Here is a 16,383-nt window from a genome sequence, read left to right on the forward strand (position 1 = left end):
GCTATGCCCCTTTTAATGCGTGAATCAGTTTTTGATGGAAACCACCAAACCCGCCGTTGCTCATCACCACCACATGAGCCCCGCCCCGGGCGGCAGTGGTGACTTGTTGCAGAAGAGCCTGCAGGCAGGTTTCAGTGCTGGCTGGCACCGGGCTGTTTGCTGCCACATCGTCCAGCCATTCCATGCCTTCTGAGCGAAACCACAATACTTGATCCGCCAACGCCGAGGATTGCGCCAGTTCGCTTTTGTGATGACCCATTTTCATGGTGTTGGAACGGGGCTCTATCACCGCGATAATTTTTTCGTCGCCAACCTTTTCCCGCAGCCCGTGCAACGTGGTGGCAATGGCGGTGGGGTGGTGGGCAAAGTCGTCGTAAACCTTGACATCGTTGCAGTCCGCCAACAACTCCATACGCCGTTTGATGCCCTCGAACGCACAGAGCGCTTCACAAGCGGTGTGCGGCTCCACCCCCACATGGCGGGCGGCAGCAATGGCCATCAGACCGTTATCCACATTGTGCTGGCCGGTCATGGTCCAGCGCACTTCCCCCTGGGTTTCGCCCGCCAGCAGCACGCGGTAGTGGCTGCCATCGCTGTTGATCAAGCGGGCCTGCCAGTCTTTCTCGCTGCCGGTTTTTTCCAGCTCTGACCAGCAGCCTTTTGCCAATACGTCTGCCAGATTGAGGTCCGCTGCCGGGGCAATAATCTTGCCGATACCCGGCACCGTTCTGACCAGGTGATGGAATTGAGTTTGAATAGCTGCCAGGTTGGGGAATATATCTGCGTGGTCAAATTCCAGATTGTTCATAACCAAGGTGCGCGGGCGATAGTGAACAAACTTGGAGCGCTTGTCGAAAAAGGCGCTGTCGTATTCATCCGCTTCCACCACAAAAAACGGCGATTCCCCCAGGCGGGCAGACACACCAAAATTCTGCGGCACGCCGCCAATCAAAAAGCCGGGCTGATAGCCGCTGTATTCCAGTATCCACGCCAACATGGTGCTGGTGGTGGTTTTGCCGTGGGTGCCAGACACCGCCAGCACCCATTTGTCTTGTAAAAACACATCACCCAGCCACTGCGGGCCGGAGGTGTAGGGAATGCCCTTGTTGAGCACCGCCTCCACACAGGGGTTGCCGCGGGACATGGCGTTACCAATCACCACCAGATCCGGCGCCGGATCCAGTTGGGCCGGATCGTAGCCCTGGATAATATCGATACCCGCCTGCTCCAGCTGGGTGCTCATGGGCGGGTAGACATTGGCATCGCAGCCGCTCACCCGGTGGCCACTGGCCACCGCCAGCTGCGCCAGGCTGCCCATAAAGGTGCCGCAGATGCCTAAAATATGGATGTGCATGTTTTGTTCGATTCAGTCTTTTTTTGATGGCGGGATTATCGCACTCGGGGTGAGCTGCGGGCAACGGGCGGTATGGTTGCGGGCTGCGGGCAGATTGAACGAGATTGTCATCCTGAGCGCAGCGAAGGATCTCAGAGGTTGCAGCAATATCGAGATCCTTCGCTGCGCTCAGGATGACCGGCAGGCACGAACTGCGCGCAACACGCAACTCGCAACCCCACCGCCATTCCGTTATCATCGCCGCCAATTGAAATGACCATTTTCGGGGAACACAATGGCCAAAAAAAACGCATTCTATGCCCAATCCGGCGGTGTTACCGCTGTTATCAACGCATCTGCCTGCGGTGTGATTGAAGCGGCTCGCGCCAGCAAAAAAATCGGCAAGGTATACGCGGGCAACAACGGTATTATCGGCGCCCTGAGGGAAGAACTGATCGACGTCAGCAAGGAGACTCGTCGTACCATCAGCGCCCTCAAGCACACTCCGTCCGGCGCCTTTGGCTCCTGCCGTTACAAGCTCAAAAGTCTGGAAGAAAATCGCGCCGAGTACGAGCGTTTGATCGAGGTGTTCAAGGCCCACAATATCGGTTACTTCTTTTACAACGGCGGCGGTGATTCCGCCGATACCTGCCTGAAAATTTCCCAGCTATCGGAAAAAATGGGTTATCCCATTCAGGCCATTCACGTGCCCAAAACCGTCGACAACGACCTGCCCCTGACCGATTGCTGCCCCGGCTTCGGCTCGGTGGCCAAGTACGTGGCAGTGTCCACCAAAGAGGCGAGCATGGATGTGGCGTCCATGTGTGAATCCTCCACCAAGGTATTTATTCTGGAGGTAATGGGCCGTCACGCGGGCTGGATTGCCGCCGCCGGTGCACTGGCACAGGAGCAGGAAGGCGACGCCCCCCACATTATCCTGTTCCCGGAAATCGCCTTTAACAAAGAAAAATTTCTGCGCAAGGTCAAACAGACCGTCAATAAAAACGGCTACTGCGTGATTGTCGCCTCAGAAGGCGCGCAGTACAAAGACGGCACCTTCCTGGCGGACGCCGGCACCACCGATGCCTTTGGCCACAAACAACTGGGAGGCGTGGCCCCCACCCTGGCCAATATGGTGAAAGACGAACTGGGCTACAAATACCACTGGGCACTGGCGGATTACCTGCAACGGGCGGGCCGCCATATCGCCTCCGCCACCGATGTGGAACAAGCCTACGCCGTGGGCCGCCACGCTGTGGAGCTGGCGGAGCAGGGCAAAAACGCGCTGATGGTGACTATTGAGCGCGGCACAGGCAAAAAATACAGCTGGAGCGTGGGCGAAGCACCGCTGGGCAAAGTCGCCAATGTGGAAAAAATGATGCCTCGCAGCTACATCACCCGCGACGGCTTTGGCGTTACTGAAGCGGGCCGGGCCTATCTGCAGCCGTTGATTCAGGGAGAAGATTACCCGCCTTACAAAAACGGTATTCCGCAGTATGCACGGTTGAAAAAGGTGTTGGTGGAAAAGAAGCTGAAGAAACGGTTTAAGGTGTAAATTTCGCGTTGCGAGTTACGCGAAACCCGCAACTCGAGCGAATCTGTCATTCTGAGTGCAGCGAAGAATCTCTTTTTTAATAATTCCGAGATCCTTCGTCACTGCGTTCCTCAGGATGACAGCCGTTAATCTCACACTTCCAGCATAAACGTCACCGGCCCATCGTTACACAGCGACACTTTCATATCACCACCAAACTCGCCGGTGGCAACAGGGCTATGCTGCGCTCTTATTTGCTCAACAAAATAATTGTATAACTGCTCAGCTTCTGCCGGTGGCGCGGCTGAGGAAAAACTGGGTCGCAGCCCTTTTCGGGTATCCGCCGCCAGAGTGAACTGGGAAACCACCAACACGCCGCCACCAATATCGGCAACACTGCGGTTCATCTTGCCGTCGTCATCGGGGAAGATGCGGTAGTTGAGCACTTTGTGAATCAGCTTGTCAGCTTTGGCTTTGTCGTCGCCTTTTTGCACGCCCAGCAGCAGCAGGATTCCACGATTGATTTCGCCAACGGTTTCCCCTGCAACTACAACATCTGCGCGGGAAACCCGCTGAATTAAACCTAACAATGACCCCCTCCAATGTCGTCATTCCCGCGCAGGCGGGGATGACGGGATAAATAACCTTACGCCAAATCACCCAGTTTATTCGCCATTTCATCAGTGGCTTTTACCAAGGCATCCAATGTACCCGGTTCCGATGACGCGTGGCCGGCATCGCGAATAATCTCCAGGCGCGCTTGTGGCCACACCCGGTGCAGGGCAAATGCCTGATCCACCGGGCACACGGCATCGTAACGGCCGTGCACAATAATACCGGGAATACCTCTTAACTTTTCCGCATTGGCCAGCAATTGGTTCTCTGTCAGAAAAGCACCGTGGTGAAAATAGTGGCACTCCACCCGCGCCATGGCGAGGGCCATATGGGGGCTGCCGAGGCGCTCTACCACCTGGGGATTGGGGTGTAAGGTGGCGCAACGCCCCTCCCAGATAGACCAGGCTTTGGCGGCGCTCATGCGTTCCAGCTCATTGTCACCGGTAAGGCGGCGGTGATAGGCCGCCACCATGTTGTCCCGCTCCGCCGGGGGAATGGGCTCCAGATAGTCGCGCCAGTAATCTGGAAACAAGTGATCGGCGCCACTTTGGTAAAACCAGTGAATATCCCGCTGGCGACATAAAAAGATGCCCCGCAAAATCAGCCCCAACACCCGCTCAGGGTGATTCTGGGCATACAGCAAGCTCAAGGTAGACCCCCAGGAGCCGCCGAACAACATCCACTTGCTCACCCCCAGCGATTCCCGAATCAACTCCATATCCGCCACCAACGCCTGACTGTTGTTATCTTGCAGCGATGCATGGGGCGTAGAGCGGCCGCAGCCGCGCTGATCAAACAGGATGATGCGGTACTTTTCCGGGTCGAAAAAACAACGATCCTGTTTGCTACATCCGGCACCAGGGCCGCCGTGAACAAACAGCACCGGAATACCATCCGGGCTGCCACACTCCTCCACGTACAGTTGGTGAAGTGCATCAACAGCCAGCATGTGCACTTTGTAGGGTTTGATATTGGGGTAGAAGCTGCGCATTATTGGCCACTCTAAAAAGCTCGTACAAATAAGGTTAGGGGGTTAGCTGTGTCTAAGCAAGGCAATCATCGCTGTGAATGGTGCGGCGATTCTGAACTGTACCAACACTACCACGACACCGAGTGGGGTGTGCCCTGCTACGACGATAACACCCTGTTCGAGTTTTTAATTCTGGAAAGCGCCCAGGCCGGGCTGTCGTGGATTACCATTTTGAAAAAGCGCGAGAACTACCGCAAAGCCTTTGCGGATTTTGACGCTGCCAAAGTAGCGCGCTTTAACAGCCGCAGTGTGGAGCGCTTGATGCAAGACGCCGGCATCGTGCGCAACCGTCTGAAAATTGAAAGCGCCATCAGCAACGCCAAGTGTTTTCTGGACGTGCAAAAAGAGTACGGCAGTTTCAGCAATTACATCTGGGGGTTTGTGGGTGGAAAGCCGATACAGAATCGCTGGAAATCTCTGGCAGAAGTGCCCGCCTCAACGCCCCTCTCCGATACCATCAGCAAAGACATGAAAAAACGCGGCTTCCGTTTTTTCGGCACCACCATCTGCTACGCCCATATGCAGGCTACGGGGATGGTGAATGATCATGTGGTGGGTTGCTTTCGGCATAGGGAGTGCAAATAAATAGCTAACAGTTGACAGCACGGGCTTACGCCCTACAGGACGCGGGCCTGGCCCGCTACAGGAAAACCCCTGTCTTCTGTAACCTGTAAGCGCAAAGCGCGCCCTGTAGCCGCGAAGCGGCGTCCTGTCGCTGGCTTAGCCGGCGACTACCATATCCCGCCCCATCTGCTTGGCCTGATAAAGCCCGCGATCGGCAGTAGACACCAAATCATCCGCACCTTCGTGCCCTTCCATACAGGCGAGGCCAAAACTCATGGTGATGTTCTGAATTTCGCCGGATACTTCCAGCTGCAATGCCGACACATTGCGGCGCAGGCGTTCTGCCACCTGGTGAGCAGCTTCCATTTTCTGGCCGCTGAGCAGCACCAAAAATTCATCACTGCCCCAGCGGGCCACCACGTCATCGCTGCGCAGGCCCCGTTGCAGGGCGCCACTCACCGCTTTAACCAGGCGGTCGCCAAACTGATGACCAAAGCTGTCGTTGAATTGTTTGAAATTATCGATATCGCAAACCACCACCGAAAACACCTCGCCGCTGAGGTGGTAGCGGTTGATGCAACCACCCAGCAGGCGTTCCATTTCCCGGCGGTTGGGCAGGCCACTGAGCTCGTCCTGAGTGGCGCTGCGGCTGAACTTTTCGCTCGCGCCCAATAAACGCATGCGGCTGCGTTCCCGATAAAAATCCATCATCAGTAAAAAAAGCGCCACTGAGCTGTAGCCAAAGATCAGGCTGTATGTCATATCACGACCATGGTCGGCCACATGCCATTGTAGCCAGCCGTTGGCCCAGACAATAATCAACAACAAGTTGAGTACCAACAAGCCAGCGGCAAGCCGGTACCCGCAACCTGCAACCACAATCGGGATTATTGCCAGTGCCCCTACAACTCCCACTTCAGCGACAGGGCTCAGTACCACAATAGCCTGGCAAGCCACCACCATTAACGCCCCAAACAGCAATTGCATGGGCAACGGATTCACCTTGGCAAGGTGTGAGCACAGCACCAGTAACACCACGGCACTGGCGCCAATAATAGTAAGAACAACGGAAAAGACACTGAGGCCATCCAGGTAAAACCAGGCGGCGTAGCCAAGGGTAAACAGAGCAGCAAAGGTCAGGCACAGCGGCAGGGTAAACAGTGCATCTTCCCGGCGAAGCTGCTGGAACATTTCCTGATGGCTGGTGAGTTCCTGATCCGCAGGCATGGCACTCTCGTTGTTATGGTTATTGAACGCTCTGTATTATGCGGTGAACTTGAGGGGTTCTCAATGACAAGCCCCGTCATTGCGAGGCCGAAGGCCGCGGCAATCTCCTGACATCGAAGTACCCAGATAGAGATCGCCGCGCTGCGCTCGCGATGACGAGGGAGAAATTAAAACTTCCGCCCGCGCTTGCGCTCATTTTCTTTCAACAGCTTTTTGCGAATACGAATACTCTCCGGGGTGACTTCCACCAGTTCGTCGTCTTCAATAAATTCCAGCGCCTGTTCCAGGGTGTGCTTGATGGGGGGCGTCAGGGTCAACGCCTCGTCGGTACCGGCGGCGCGAATATTGGTGAGTTGCTTGCCCTTGGTGGGGTTTACCGCCAGGTCGTTGTCGCGGGAATGAATGCCGATCACCTGACCTTCGTACACATCCACACCGTGGCCCAAAAACAGGCGGCCACGATCTTGCAGAGTAAACAGCGCGTAAGCCAGCGTCTTGCCATTCACCATGGAGCAGAGCACACCGTTCTGGCGGCTCACCACTTCACCGGCCTTTACCGGGCCATAGTGGTCGAAGATGCTGGTCATAATACCGCTGCCTGAAGTCAGGGTGAGAAACAGACCACGGAAACCGATCAGGCCACGGGAGGGCACAATAAATTCCAGTTTTACCCGGCCCTTGCCATCCGGCTCCATATTGGTGAGCTCCGCTTTGCGCAGCCCCAGCTCCTCCATCACCGAGCCCTGGTGTTGGTCTTCCACGTCAATCACCACTTGCTCAAAGGGCTCGTGGATTTCGTCGCCCACCTGTTTCTGCACCACTTCCGGGCGGGAAACACCCAGCTCAAAACCCTCGCGACGCATGGTTTCAATCAGCACCGACAGGTGCAGTTCGCCACGACCAGACACCTTGAACTTGTCCGGGCTGTCGCCGGGCTCTACCCGCAGGGCGACGTTGTGAATCAGCTCCTGTTCCAAACGCTCCTTGATATTGCGGGAGGTAACAAACTTGCCCTCTTTGCCCGCAAAGGGCGAGTCGTTTACCTGGAAGGTCATGCTTACCGTGGGCTCATCCACCGACAGGGGTGGCAGCGCCTCTGGATTACCCAGGTCGCACAACGTATCGGAAATATTCAAACCATCGATACCGGTAATACACACAATGTCACCAGCGGAGGCCTGCTTTACTTCAACACGCTCCAACCCAAGATGCCCCATTACCTGCAATACCCTGGCCTTGCGCTGCTTACCGTCGGCGCCCACCACCATCACCTGATCGTTGGGGGACAAGGTGCCGCGGGTGATACGGCCAATGCCGATCACGCCCACATAACTGTTGTAGTCCAAGGCAGAAATCTGCATTTGCAAAGGCGCACCCACATCCACTTTTGGCGGCTGCACCTGCTCGACAATCTGTTCGAAAAGCGGCGTCATATCCTCCGCCAGTTCGTCCGCTTCCAAGCCGGCAACACCATTCAGGGCAGAGGCGTAAATCACCGGGAAATCCAGTTGCTCGTCGGTGGCACCCAAACGGTCGAACAAATCAAATACCTGATCCAGCACCCAGTCCGGGCGAGCGCCGGGGCGGTCCACCTTGTTGATCACCACAATGGGATTGAGGCCTTTTTCAAAGGCCTTGGAAGTGACAAAACGGGTTTGCGGCATGGGGCCGTCCACCGCATCCACCAGCAGCAGCACGCAATCCACCATGGACAGCACCCGCTCCACCTCGCCGCCAAAATCCGCGTGCCCCGGGGTGTCAACAATATTGATGTGGTAACCTCTCCACTCAATAGCGGTGTTCTTCGCCAGAATGGTAATGCCGCGCTCTTTCTCCTGGTCGTTGGAGTCCATAATACGCTCCGCGCCCTGATCCTTGCGATCCAGAGTGCCAGACTGCTGCAACAGCTTGTCCACCAGAGTGGTTTTGCCGTGGTCTACGTGGGCCACGATCGCTATATTTCGTAACTTACTGACTTTAAAAGACATTTTTTAGCCTTTGATTTCAATTCTGGTATTTCTGGCGACAATATGGACAGAAATTAGGTTTATAGGCAGCCCTACCACCTCAGTTCATGCTGAGGCCACAAGCTTCAAATGGAGTAGAAAATTGGCGCGCATTGTACGTTATTCATGCGCGTTATTGGAAAATAATAAAATGCCCTACTAGGTTACTGGCAGGGCATAATGCTGGCAGATTTTTTGAAACTGTTAAGCCGTTACTCTTCTATTTTTTATTCGTCAACAAAGCTACTTCTTTAGCACTTCGACATTTGTACAAGGTGAAGGGCCGACCTCAACTAAAAACTCCATCCTTTCTCGCTTTGTATCAACAGATACCACATATGATTTATCTTTATTAGTCATGGGTAAAATCAATTTTTTAGCTCCATACACTGGAGTCATATCTTGCGTAACGCCAACATTAGGTTTCATGCCAGACAGTTGAACTAAATCTATCCTTGATTCTTTGACACCTGACTCCCTGTCGTAAACCTCCAAGAATTGGTTATTGACTACTTGATAGTGGCGTTTAGGAATACCTTCACGCCAAGGTGGATACATACCTTTATTCCCTTCAAGCTCTTTTTTGAATAAAATTTCGCCACTATATATATCCTGAACCACTACCCCGCCTTTCCATTCTTTAATAGTGAAGCCTGTTGCTGAAGGTATTCTTTTTTTCCCAGACGTCCAAATACTGGCGATACTTTTAGAATCTGGAGAAAAGAAGTTTTTTTGAGATATAGACGTGTCAGTCCCAGCAACAACTTTTCCAGACTGCCGATCAACAACTGAAAACAACTTAGAGTTGATATTATTTCCTACAAAAATTTTCTCACCATCATCAGATAATCTGAATGAATAAACTTCATCAATATCCTCTATTTTCAACTCTGATAGTCCCTTTGTTTCATCTATGAAAAACCTACTCTTTGTCTCAAAACCAAAATTTCTAATATCTAGAGATAGTAATGGAATAAAAGGCTCACCACTAATACTCCTGTCACTGCTTATGTAAAGAAGCGACCGCTCTGAATCGATATCGATCTGACTTGCTCCTCCTATATCAGGAATTTTTTTTGATATATGAGAAACCATGCCTTTTTTTAAGTCAACTACATATACCTTTCCATCTGAGCAAACAGTGAAAGCCAAAGGCGGCACAGTATCGTCCTGATAAGAAACCCAAAAAACAGCTCCAATAACAAGCAAAGTAGCTAGTGTGTATATATTTTTCATAACTCTACCAAGGATTCGAATTTATATGACCACGAACGAGATTAGCGTAGTTACAACCAGCCGAATTTGCAGAGCAATTTCGATTGCCGCCGTTCCCATTGGGAGAATATATAGGACTACCTGTGTTGTAACGTGAAAAGCCTTCATCCCACACACGATCAGGAAATTGTGTTGCAGGGTTCCATGACCAATCATCCGATGGATCTAGGCTATTAGCTGCGACCGAATACCAATTATTAAGTGCTTGGCAAGGGGGCTTGTTTTGTTTACCACCCTTAAAGTTCAACAACGAAACTGTATCGCCGTTTATTGCAAACAGAATGCGGCAAGTCCCGATCAATAATTGCCTGATTTCATATTTATCCCGAACAAAATCGGGAATGATTATGTTATATGTCTGTACCAGAGAAGCGCACCCTCATCCGTGTTTTTAATGTATCAAAAGCATCATCTAATGACTGATACTGCCCGTTCTCTATCTGCGCCTTGGCTGCTGCAATTTCTTCCAAGGTGCGAGACAGTTCTGCATCCTGCCTGAGCTGGTCGAAAGATTCAGGGTCAATCATCACAAGAGCGGCCTTGCCGTTCACAGTTAAAACCTCTGGATTCTTGGTTTCCTGAATACGCTTAATATGCTCAGAAGGCTTCCTGTTGAAGTCGGAAACGGGGTAAATGTCGGTTGTTTGCATGGCTTACCTCAATATTTTAACAGCGAATTTGCTGTTTAATTACTGTTCTGTACTATATTTCCGTACTCTGTCAATTGTTCAAATCTTAGACATATCCACTGGATCGGCAGAGAGGTACACTTGAGCATCGTTGTCGGGGCACAGCATCGCTGATTTTTCTAAGGCAAAGACAAAAAAATAGTATGGTTGCTACGATCAGAAACATCACATAAACACGGACGGCAGGTAATATGAAAACCATAAAAAGGCATGAAGGGTTTACCCTCACCGAGCTCATCGTTGTTATTGTGTTGCTGGGTATTCTTGCGGCAATAGCCGTACCACGTTTTATTAACTTAAGTTCCAGCGCCAATGCAGCGGTCATAGAAAACCTGGCCGGCACGTTGCGTTCGGCAGCTACGCTTCAACACTCTCTGGCCCTTGTAAATGCCAGCAATGGCGGCCTGCAAAATGGTTTCGTTTCAGCGGACGGGATTTTTTTTGATCAGGGCTATCCCATTGGCGTTTCTTTTGGTGATTCAGACAATATTCCTGAAATCCTTGAAGCGCTGGACAGCGATTTATCCGGGCTGACTTTTAACACAATTTTTGCGGGCACCGGCAGCACAGGAGGTCCGACTCGCGAGCTGTATGTTACCTCTGCAGACGTACTGGCAAATGGTGCCAGTGCCGCACAAATCATTGCCACCAACTGCTATGTCTCTTTTGAGTCATACATCGTAGAGGCCACCCCTCCAGAAATCGTCACAGTTACCTCGGGGTGCTAATTTGCCTATTTAAGCCGCCTCAAAATCGGCTTATTGATTCCGTTCGACCAGATATAACGCAGAGCCCGCACCAGCCAGGGCTTGCGCAAGCTGCGAATCTCGCTTTCGGTCAGGGGCTCGCCCACCAGATCCGGCTTCATCTTTAGCAGGCTGGCGCGGTCGGTGCGCTGCAGGTAGTTCACCAACCAGCTTTTGGGGAACAACAGCCACGTCAAAGACTGTGGCTTGCGCATGGCAGAAGCAAAATCAAAAAAACGCATGTCGCCGCCGGGCTGTACCAGAATATTGGCGCGGCGAAAGTCGTTGTGGGCGTAGCCTGCCTTGTGAAACAGGGCCAGAAATTGCCGGGTTTGTGCATAGGCCTTGGGCCAGCGGCCGCGATTCTCTTTACCGGGGTGTTCGCCATCCAGAAATTCCATGGCAAACATATCGCGGCCAATGGCGCCGTAGTATTGGGGCACAAAGCCACTGTCATTAAAGTGACTGAGTACACCCACTTCCCGCTTGATAAGGCCACGACACACCAGCACCCGGCTCCACCAGGGGCGGCGACTGAAATCCTTCACCACCACCAGTTGGTCGTCCACATTCACCAGATACACGTCTGCCTGGAACAGCCCACGGCTGGGGCGCAATTCCTTGTAGAAGCTCTGTTGCAGGGCACTGGCAATGGCGTGTTGCAGGCTGTTGTCGGTCATGGTTTTCACGGTTTGAAAAGTGACGCTATTGTAGCGGAATCATTGCGAATTGCCTGCGCAAATCTCTGTGGCACAATATCAACCATGCTCAAGATACTGATACTGTTTCTGCTGATTCCCGCTGCGGTATTTGGCGACCAGGCACCCCTTGCGGACTCTGTTTTGGTGGACAAGTCCGAGCGCAAAATGTGGCTGATCCACAATGGCGAGCGATATCGGGAATACAACATTTCGCTGGGCGACAGTCCCGAAGGACACAAACAGCAGGAAGGAGACGAGCGCACCCCGGAAGGCCACTATGTGCTCGACTACCGCAATCCCAAAAGCCGCTACCACTTGTCAATCCATATCAGTTACCCCAATGCAGCCGACACAGCCAGGGCAAAAGCCAAGGGCGTCAGTCCCGGCGGAGATATTTTTATTCACGGGCTGCCCAACCGTATGGGCTGGGCAAAGGCCTACTTTTCCGGCATCGACTGGACCGATGGCTGCATCGCCGTCACCAACAAGGAAATGGACGAAATCTGGACATTGGTAAAAAACGGCACGCCGATTGAAATAAAACCGTAGCTCAAACAGCGGTGGCGACCGGAGGTAGGGAATACCTTCTCGGGCACGCTGTGAATACATCCCTGTAAGCTCGGATGCGACATCCTTGTCGCATACGGCCCGAGAAGGCATCCCCTACCCCCGATCTTCACAGGAAATATCTGAGCCTTTATGAGGCTTGACCTCGAGACAAACAACAACGACCGACAGCAGTAGCATCCCATCAATGGTGCCTATAGAATCCGCGCCATGACAGCATCTCTACCAGGCACATCCCTGCCCGAAAGCTACCAACAACGCTTTGGCGGCATCGCTCGCTTGTATGGTGAACGGGGCTTGCAGGCGCTGCACAACGGTCACTTTGTGGTGGTGGGTATTGGCGGGGTGGGTTCCTGGGCGGCAGAGGCATTGGTTCGCACCGGGCTTGGGGTTATTACTCTGGTGGATATGGACGATATTTGTGTCACCAACAGCAACCGCCAGGTACACACTCTGGCCAGTACCATTGGGCAGGCCAAAACCCATGCCCTCGCCCAACGTCTGCAGCAAATAAACCCGGAGCTCCAAGTCAACGTTATCGATGATTTCGCCGAACCGGAAAATCTGGCTCAAGTGATTCCTGCGAATGCCCAGGTGGTGATTGATGCCATCGACGCCTCCTACGCCAAAGCAGCACTCATCGCCCACTGCCGCCGCCAGAAGCAACAGGTGGTAACCGTGGGCTCAGCCGGTGGCCGCACAGACCCCAGCAAAGTGACCGTTGGCGACCTGCACCGCTCGGTAAAGGATTCCCTGCTGTCGCGTGTGCGTACCCGCCTGCGCACAAAATACAATTTTCCCCAGGATCCAAAACGCAATATGCGTGTGCAGGCCGTGTTCTCCACCGAGCAGATGAAGTACCCCACCCCGGATGGCGACGTGTGCCAGCGCAAACAACAAATGGATGCAGGCGTAAAACTGGATTGCAGTGGCGGCTTCGGCTCCTCTACCATGGTGACCGCCACCTTTGGCATGGTGGCCGCCGCCAAAGCGGTGGAGCGTTATCTGGAAAGGCACCAATAAAAGGACGAACCATGAAAGACACCATTATCGCACTGGGGCGGGTGCGTACCGTTGCCATTTTTACAATCGCCACGGTACTACTGTCCGTGCTGATCACCTACCTGGTTATGAGCACTTTCGCCAGCGGGATAAACCCACTGGGGCTGGGCATTTCTATTGCCGTACCCAGCATTGTTGCCCCTATTGCCACCTGGTACAGCACCGGGCTGATTATTCGCATCGACCGCCTGGAGCGAGAAGCCCGCAAGCTGGCCACCTACGATGCCCTCACCACGGTAATGACTCGCAGGGCATTTATGGACAGTGCCCTCAGCGTGATGAAAGTAGCCAGCCGCGATCACGCACCTTTTTCATTGATGTACCTGGATATCGACGATTTTAAAAAGATTAACGACACCTACGGCCATCCGGCTGGCGATGAGGTGTTAAAGGCCTGCGGTGCACTTATTCGCAACCAGATAAGAGCCGCCGACCTGGTTGGCCGCATTGGTGGTGAAGAATTTGCCCTGGCGCTGACCGGCACCCATTTGGGCGGTGCCATGCACCTGGCGGAAAAGCTGCGACGCAGCATTGACCAACATACGGTGAATTACCGCCAGCAAGATATTCAGTGCACAGTCAGCATTGGAATATCGGCCACCGAATGGAGCCAACCACTGTCCTTTGAACAACTCTGCAACGAAGCGGACAAAGCCCTGTACCGGGCAAAAAAATCCGGCAAAAACCGGGTTACCCATTCCGCTCCCGGAGCGGGGCACTCGGCAACCGCTGTCAGCGGGCCAGTTGATATTTCAGATTCTGGCGCACCGCTGGCCATTCCCCGTTGGTAATCGAGAACACCACAGTATCCCGATAGCTGCCATCGGCACAGCGCTGGTGGTTTCTTAACACACCATCCTGTTTCGCACCCAACCTGGCAATGGCTGCCCGCGATGCGCGGTTGTGCCAGTGGGTGCGAAATTCCACCGCAATCACCTCGAGGGTTTCAAACGCGTGTTGCAGTAAAAGCAGCTTGCATTCGCTGTTCACTGCGCTGCGCTGAAACGATTTGGCGTACCAGGTGTAACCGATTTCCACCCGGTGATGAACGTTGTCGATATTGCAAAACCGGGTTGAACCAATCACCTCGCCACTGGCTTTATGGCGCACCACAAAAGGCAACATGGTTCCGTTTTGCTGGCCATTGAGTGCAGTATCCACATACTGTTTGGTGGTTTCCGGCGCGGGGACACTGGTGTACCAGAGCCTCCATAACTCACCATCGGTACAAGCCTGTTGCAGTCCTGCCACATGGCCCACGGTCATGGGCTCCAGGGTGATGTGGTTACCCGACAAGGAGACGGGGCTGATCCAATTATCCATTATATTGACTCCCGGGATTCTTCGCTGCGCTCAGAATGACAGTACACAAAAACGATACACGTATTTATTTCACAACCTGTAGCACTCGTTCCACCAAGGCGTGAAAACCATTATTGCGTGAAGGGCTGAGGTGTTTTTCCAGGCCCAGCTCTGCGAACAGAGCATCCATATCCAGAGCAGTGATTTCAGTCGTGGTTTTGTTGTTCACCAACAGCAATAACAACACGGCCAAACCTTTTACCACCCGCACCTCGCTATCGACCAGGAATTGATACCGATTATCCACCATCCGATGGCTCAGCCAAGTGTTGGCCTCGCAACCTCGCACCCGGTTGCCCTCGGTGCGAATACCCGGTTTGGCGACGATGGCATCGGCCCATTTCAACAACTGCCGGTACCGTTGCTGCCAGCCCCTCTGCTGCCTCAGTTGATCAATGGAGAGCCCTTCAAGGTGGTCACTGTTCACCCTTGGCCCCTGCAGAGAATCACTTTGATGAGCCGCCAGGCAGCCCATCAAAGTCTCAATCATGCGATCAATATCGTCACGGCTATTGTAGGCTGCAACCGAGGCACGCACGCTGGCACTGTGCTGAGAATGCAGATCCATCAACGGCATGGCGCAGTGGCGACCGGCGCGCACGGCAATATCATGGCTGTCCAGCCAGTGGGCGATATCCTCTGCCTGCAATCCACTGCCCACAGCGGGGGCAAAGGTGGCGATACCTACATTATTGTCAGCACTGGACAATAATTCGATACCCGGCAACTGCTGCAATTGCCGGTGTAGGTAATCGCCGAGTTGCTGCTCGTAGATTGCCATGGCATCGCGATCCAGCGGCTGTAAAAACTGCAAGCAAGCTCCCAACCCGGCAATGGCCGCCAGTGAGGAAGTGCCGGTTTCAAAGCGGTGTGGCGGCGCGCCATAAGTACTGCTCTGCAACTGTACCTGCTCAATCATCTCGCCGCCCCCCTGCCAGGGAGGTAATGCCGCCAGGCATTCCCGGCGGCCATACAATAAACCCACTCCGGTAGGGCCGTAAAATTTGTGGGCAGAACACACCAGAAAGTCACAGCCGATGGCCTGCACATCCATCACCTGATGGGCAGCCAGTTGCGCGGCATCCACTATCCAGTGGATATTGCGGTTTGCCAGTTGTTGCTTCAACAGCGCAAAATCTGGCACAAATCCCAGGGCATTGGAGGCCGCAGTAAGCGACACAATTCGGGTGCGCCGGGACAGCACTTGGTGAAGGCGATCAAACTGCGGCACGCCGTTGTGGTGGGGCACAAATTTCACAACAAGGCCGTGACGTCGGGCCGCCATCTGCCAGGGCACCAGATTGGCGTGGTGCTCCGCCGTGGTCAGCACCACTTCATCTCCGGGTTGCAAACCTTCGCTCAGGCTGTTGGCCAGCAGATTCAGTCCCTCGGTAGCACCACGGCTAAACACCACTTCAGCGGCATCCGTCGCATTGAGAAATTGCCCCGCAGCAACGCGAACAGCCTCTACCATTTCCGTAGCACGGCGTGCCAGGCGATGGCTGGAGCGGTGGGCATTGGCGTTGCTGGTGCAATAAAAATCCGCCACCGCGTCGATCACAACCTGCGGGCGCTGGGTAGTGGCGGCGTTATCCAGATACACCAGTTCACGATTTTCCGGTTGGGTAAAAAGGGGGAAGTGCTGTTTGAATTGCTCAGGACGAAAAGGCAT

Annotated in this window: 16 protein-coding genes; 6 read left to right on the plus strand and 10 right to left on the minus strand. The window is 53.6% G+C overall.

Annotated elements, in window-relative coordinates; genetic code table 11:
* Position 1: 1 nt before the first annotated feature.
* Positions 2–1,354: a UDP-N-acetylmuramate:L-alanyl-gamma-D-glutamyl-meso-diaminopimelate ligase gene (mpl, locus tag ACVBEJ_RS03285; protein WP_447128171.1), complete on the minus strand. Its 1,353-nt coding sequence runs from the start codon at positions 1,352–1,354 to the stop codon at positions 2–4.
* A gap of 274 nt (positions 1,355–1,628) precedes the next feature.
* On the opposite strand from mpl, the gene ACVBEJ_RS03290 reads away from it, so the two are divergent.
* Positions 1,629–2,888 (plus strand): 6-phosphofructokinase, encoded by a 1,260-nt coding sequence (locus ACVBEJ_RS03290; protein ID WP_447128172.1) that lies wholly within the window; start codon positions 1,629–1,631, stop codon positions 2,886–2,888.
* A 131-nt stretch (positions 2,889–3,019) separates the two neighbouring features.
* Here the strand turns inward: ACVBEJ_RS03290 and dtd are convergent, their stop codons facing one another.
* Together dtd and pip are read right to left on the minus strand one after the other, a co-directional pair.
* The gene (gene dtd, locus ACVBEJ_RS03295; protein ID WP_447128173.1) at positions 3,020–3,457 is read right to left on the minus strand and encodes a D-aminoacyl-tRNA deacylase; all 438 of its coding nucleotides are present in this window, start codon (positions 3,455–3,457) and stop codon (positions 3,020–3,022) included.
* Positions 3,458–3,513: 56 nt separating this feature from the next.
* A complete protein-coding gene (gene pip, locus ACVBEJ_RS03300; RefSeq protein WP_447128174.1) occupies positions 3,514–4,473 on the minus strand; it encodes a prolyl aminopeptidase in 960 nt (319 codons plus the stop codon).
* Positions 4,474–4,521: 48 nt separating this feature from the next.
* Here pip and ACVBEJ_RS03305 point away from each other — a divergent pair, with 48 nt between their 5' ends.
* A complete protein-coding gene (locus ACVBEJ_RS03305; RefSeq protein WP_447128175.1) occupies positions 4,522–5,097 on the plus strand; it encodes a DNA-3-methyladenine glycosylase I in 576 nt (191 codons plus the stop codon).
* Between the two features lie 135 nt (positions 5,098–5,232).
* Here the strand turns inward: ACVBEJ_RS03305 and ACVBEJ_RS03310 are convergent, their stop codons facing one another.
* The 4 genes from ACVBEJ_RS03310 to ACVBEJ_RS03325 form a co-directional block, all read right to left on the minus strand.
* Positions 5,233–6,303 (minus strand): GGDEF domain-containing protein, encoded by a 1,071-nt coding sequence (locus ACVBEJ_RS03310; RefSeq protein ID WP_447128176.1) that lies wholly within the window; start codon positions 6,301–6,303, stop codon positions 5,233–5,235.
* A gap of 167 nt (positions 6,304–6,470) precedes the next feature.
* Complete coding sequence (typA, locus tag ACVBEJ_RS03315) at positions 6,471–8,291, minus strand: translational GTPase TypA (RefSeq protein ID WP_447128177.1); 1,821 nt, start codon at positions 8,289–8,291, stop codon at positions 6,471–6,473.
* Between the two features lie 261 nt (positions 8,292–8,552).
* Positions 8,553–9,545: a hypothetical protein gene (locus tag ACVBEJ_RS03320; RefSeq protein WP_447128178.1), complete on the minus strand. Its 993-nt coding sequence runs from the start codon at positions 9,543–9,545 to the stop codon at positions 8,553–8,555.
* Between the two features lie 389 nt (positions 9,546–9,934).
* A complete protein-coding gene (locus ACVBEJ_RS03325; protein ID WP_447128179.1) occupies positions 9,935–10,234 on the minus strand; it encodes a type II toxin-antitoxin system Phd/YefM family antitoxin in 300 nt (99 codons plus the stop codon).
* A 230-nt stretch (positions 10,235–10,464) separates the two neighbouring features.
* Here ACVBEJ_RS03325 and ACVBEJ_RS03330 point away from each other — a divergent pair, with 230 nt between their 5' ends.
* Positions 10,465–11,001 carry a type II secretion system protein gene (locus ACVBEJ_RS03330; RefSeq protein WP_447128180.1) on the plus strand — a complete coding sequence of 179 codons (537 nt, stop codon included), beginning with the start codon at positions 10,465–10,467 and terminating at the stop codon, positions 10,999–11,001.
* Between the two features lie 5 nt (positions 11,002–11,006).
* On the opposite strand, the gene ACVBEJ_RS03335 is transcribed toward ACVBEJ_RS03330, so the two are convergent.
* Positions 11,007–11,699, minus strand: coding sequence for a hypothetical protein (locus tag ACVBEJ_RS03335; RefSeq protein WP_447128181.1), 693 nt, complete (start codon positions 11,697–11,699; stop codon positions 11,007–11,009).
* An 84-nt stretch (positions 11,700–11,783) separates the two neighbouring features.
* On the opposite strand from ACVBEJ_RS03335, the gene ACVBEJ_RS03340 reads away from it, so the two are divergent.
* The 3 genes from ACVBEJ_RS03340 (at position 11,784) to ACVBEJ_RS03350 (ending at position 14,140) form a co-directional block, all read left to right on the plus strand.
* Positions 11,784–12,269, plus strand: a complete 486-nt coding sequence (locus ACVBEJ_RS03340; protein WP_447128182.1) for a L,D-transpeptidase family protein — start codon at positions 11,784–11,786, stop codon at positions 12,267–12,269.
* A gap of 228 nt (positions 12,270–12,497) precedes the next feature.
* The gene (gene tcdA, locus ACVBEJ_RS03345; RefSeq protein WP_447128183.1) at positions 12,498–13,310 is read left to right on the plus strand and encodes a tRNA cyclic N6-threonylcarbamoyladenosine(37) synthase TcdA; all 813 of its coding nucleotides are present in this window, start codon (positions 12,498–12,500) and stop codon (positions 13,308–13,310) included.
* Positions 13,311–13,321: 11 nt separating this feature from the next.
* The gene (locus tag ACVBEJ_RS03350; RefSeq protein ID WP_447128184.1) at positions 13,322–14,140 is read left to right on the plus strand and encodes a GGDEF domain-containing protein; all 819 of its coding nucleotides are present in this window, start codon (positions 13,322–13,324) and stop codon (positions 14,138–14,140) included.
* Here ACVBEJ_RS03350 and ACVBEJ_RS03355 read toward each other — a convergent pair.
* A complete protein-coding gene (locus tag ACVBEJ_RS03355) occupies positions 14,082–14,672 on the minus strand; it encodes a GNAT family N-acetyltransferase (RefSeq protein WP_447128185.1) in 591 nt (196 codons plus the stop codon). The two genes, ACVBEJ_RS03350 and ACVBEJ_RS03355, sit on opposite strands and share 59 nt — an antisense overlap.
* 64 nt (positions 14,673–14,736) lie before the next feature.
* A complete protein-coding gene (locus ACVBEJ_RS03360; RefSeq protein ID WP_447128186.1) occupies positions 14,737–16,383 on the minus strand; it encodes an aminotransferase class V-fold PLP-dependent enzyme in 1,647 nt (548 codons plus the stop codon).

It is taken from the genome of Porticoccus sp. GXU_MW_L64, assembly GCF_052983295.1.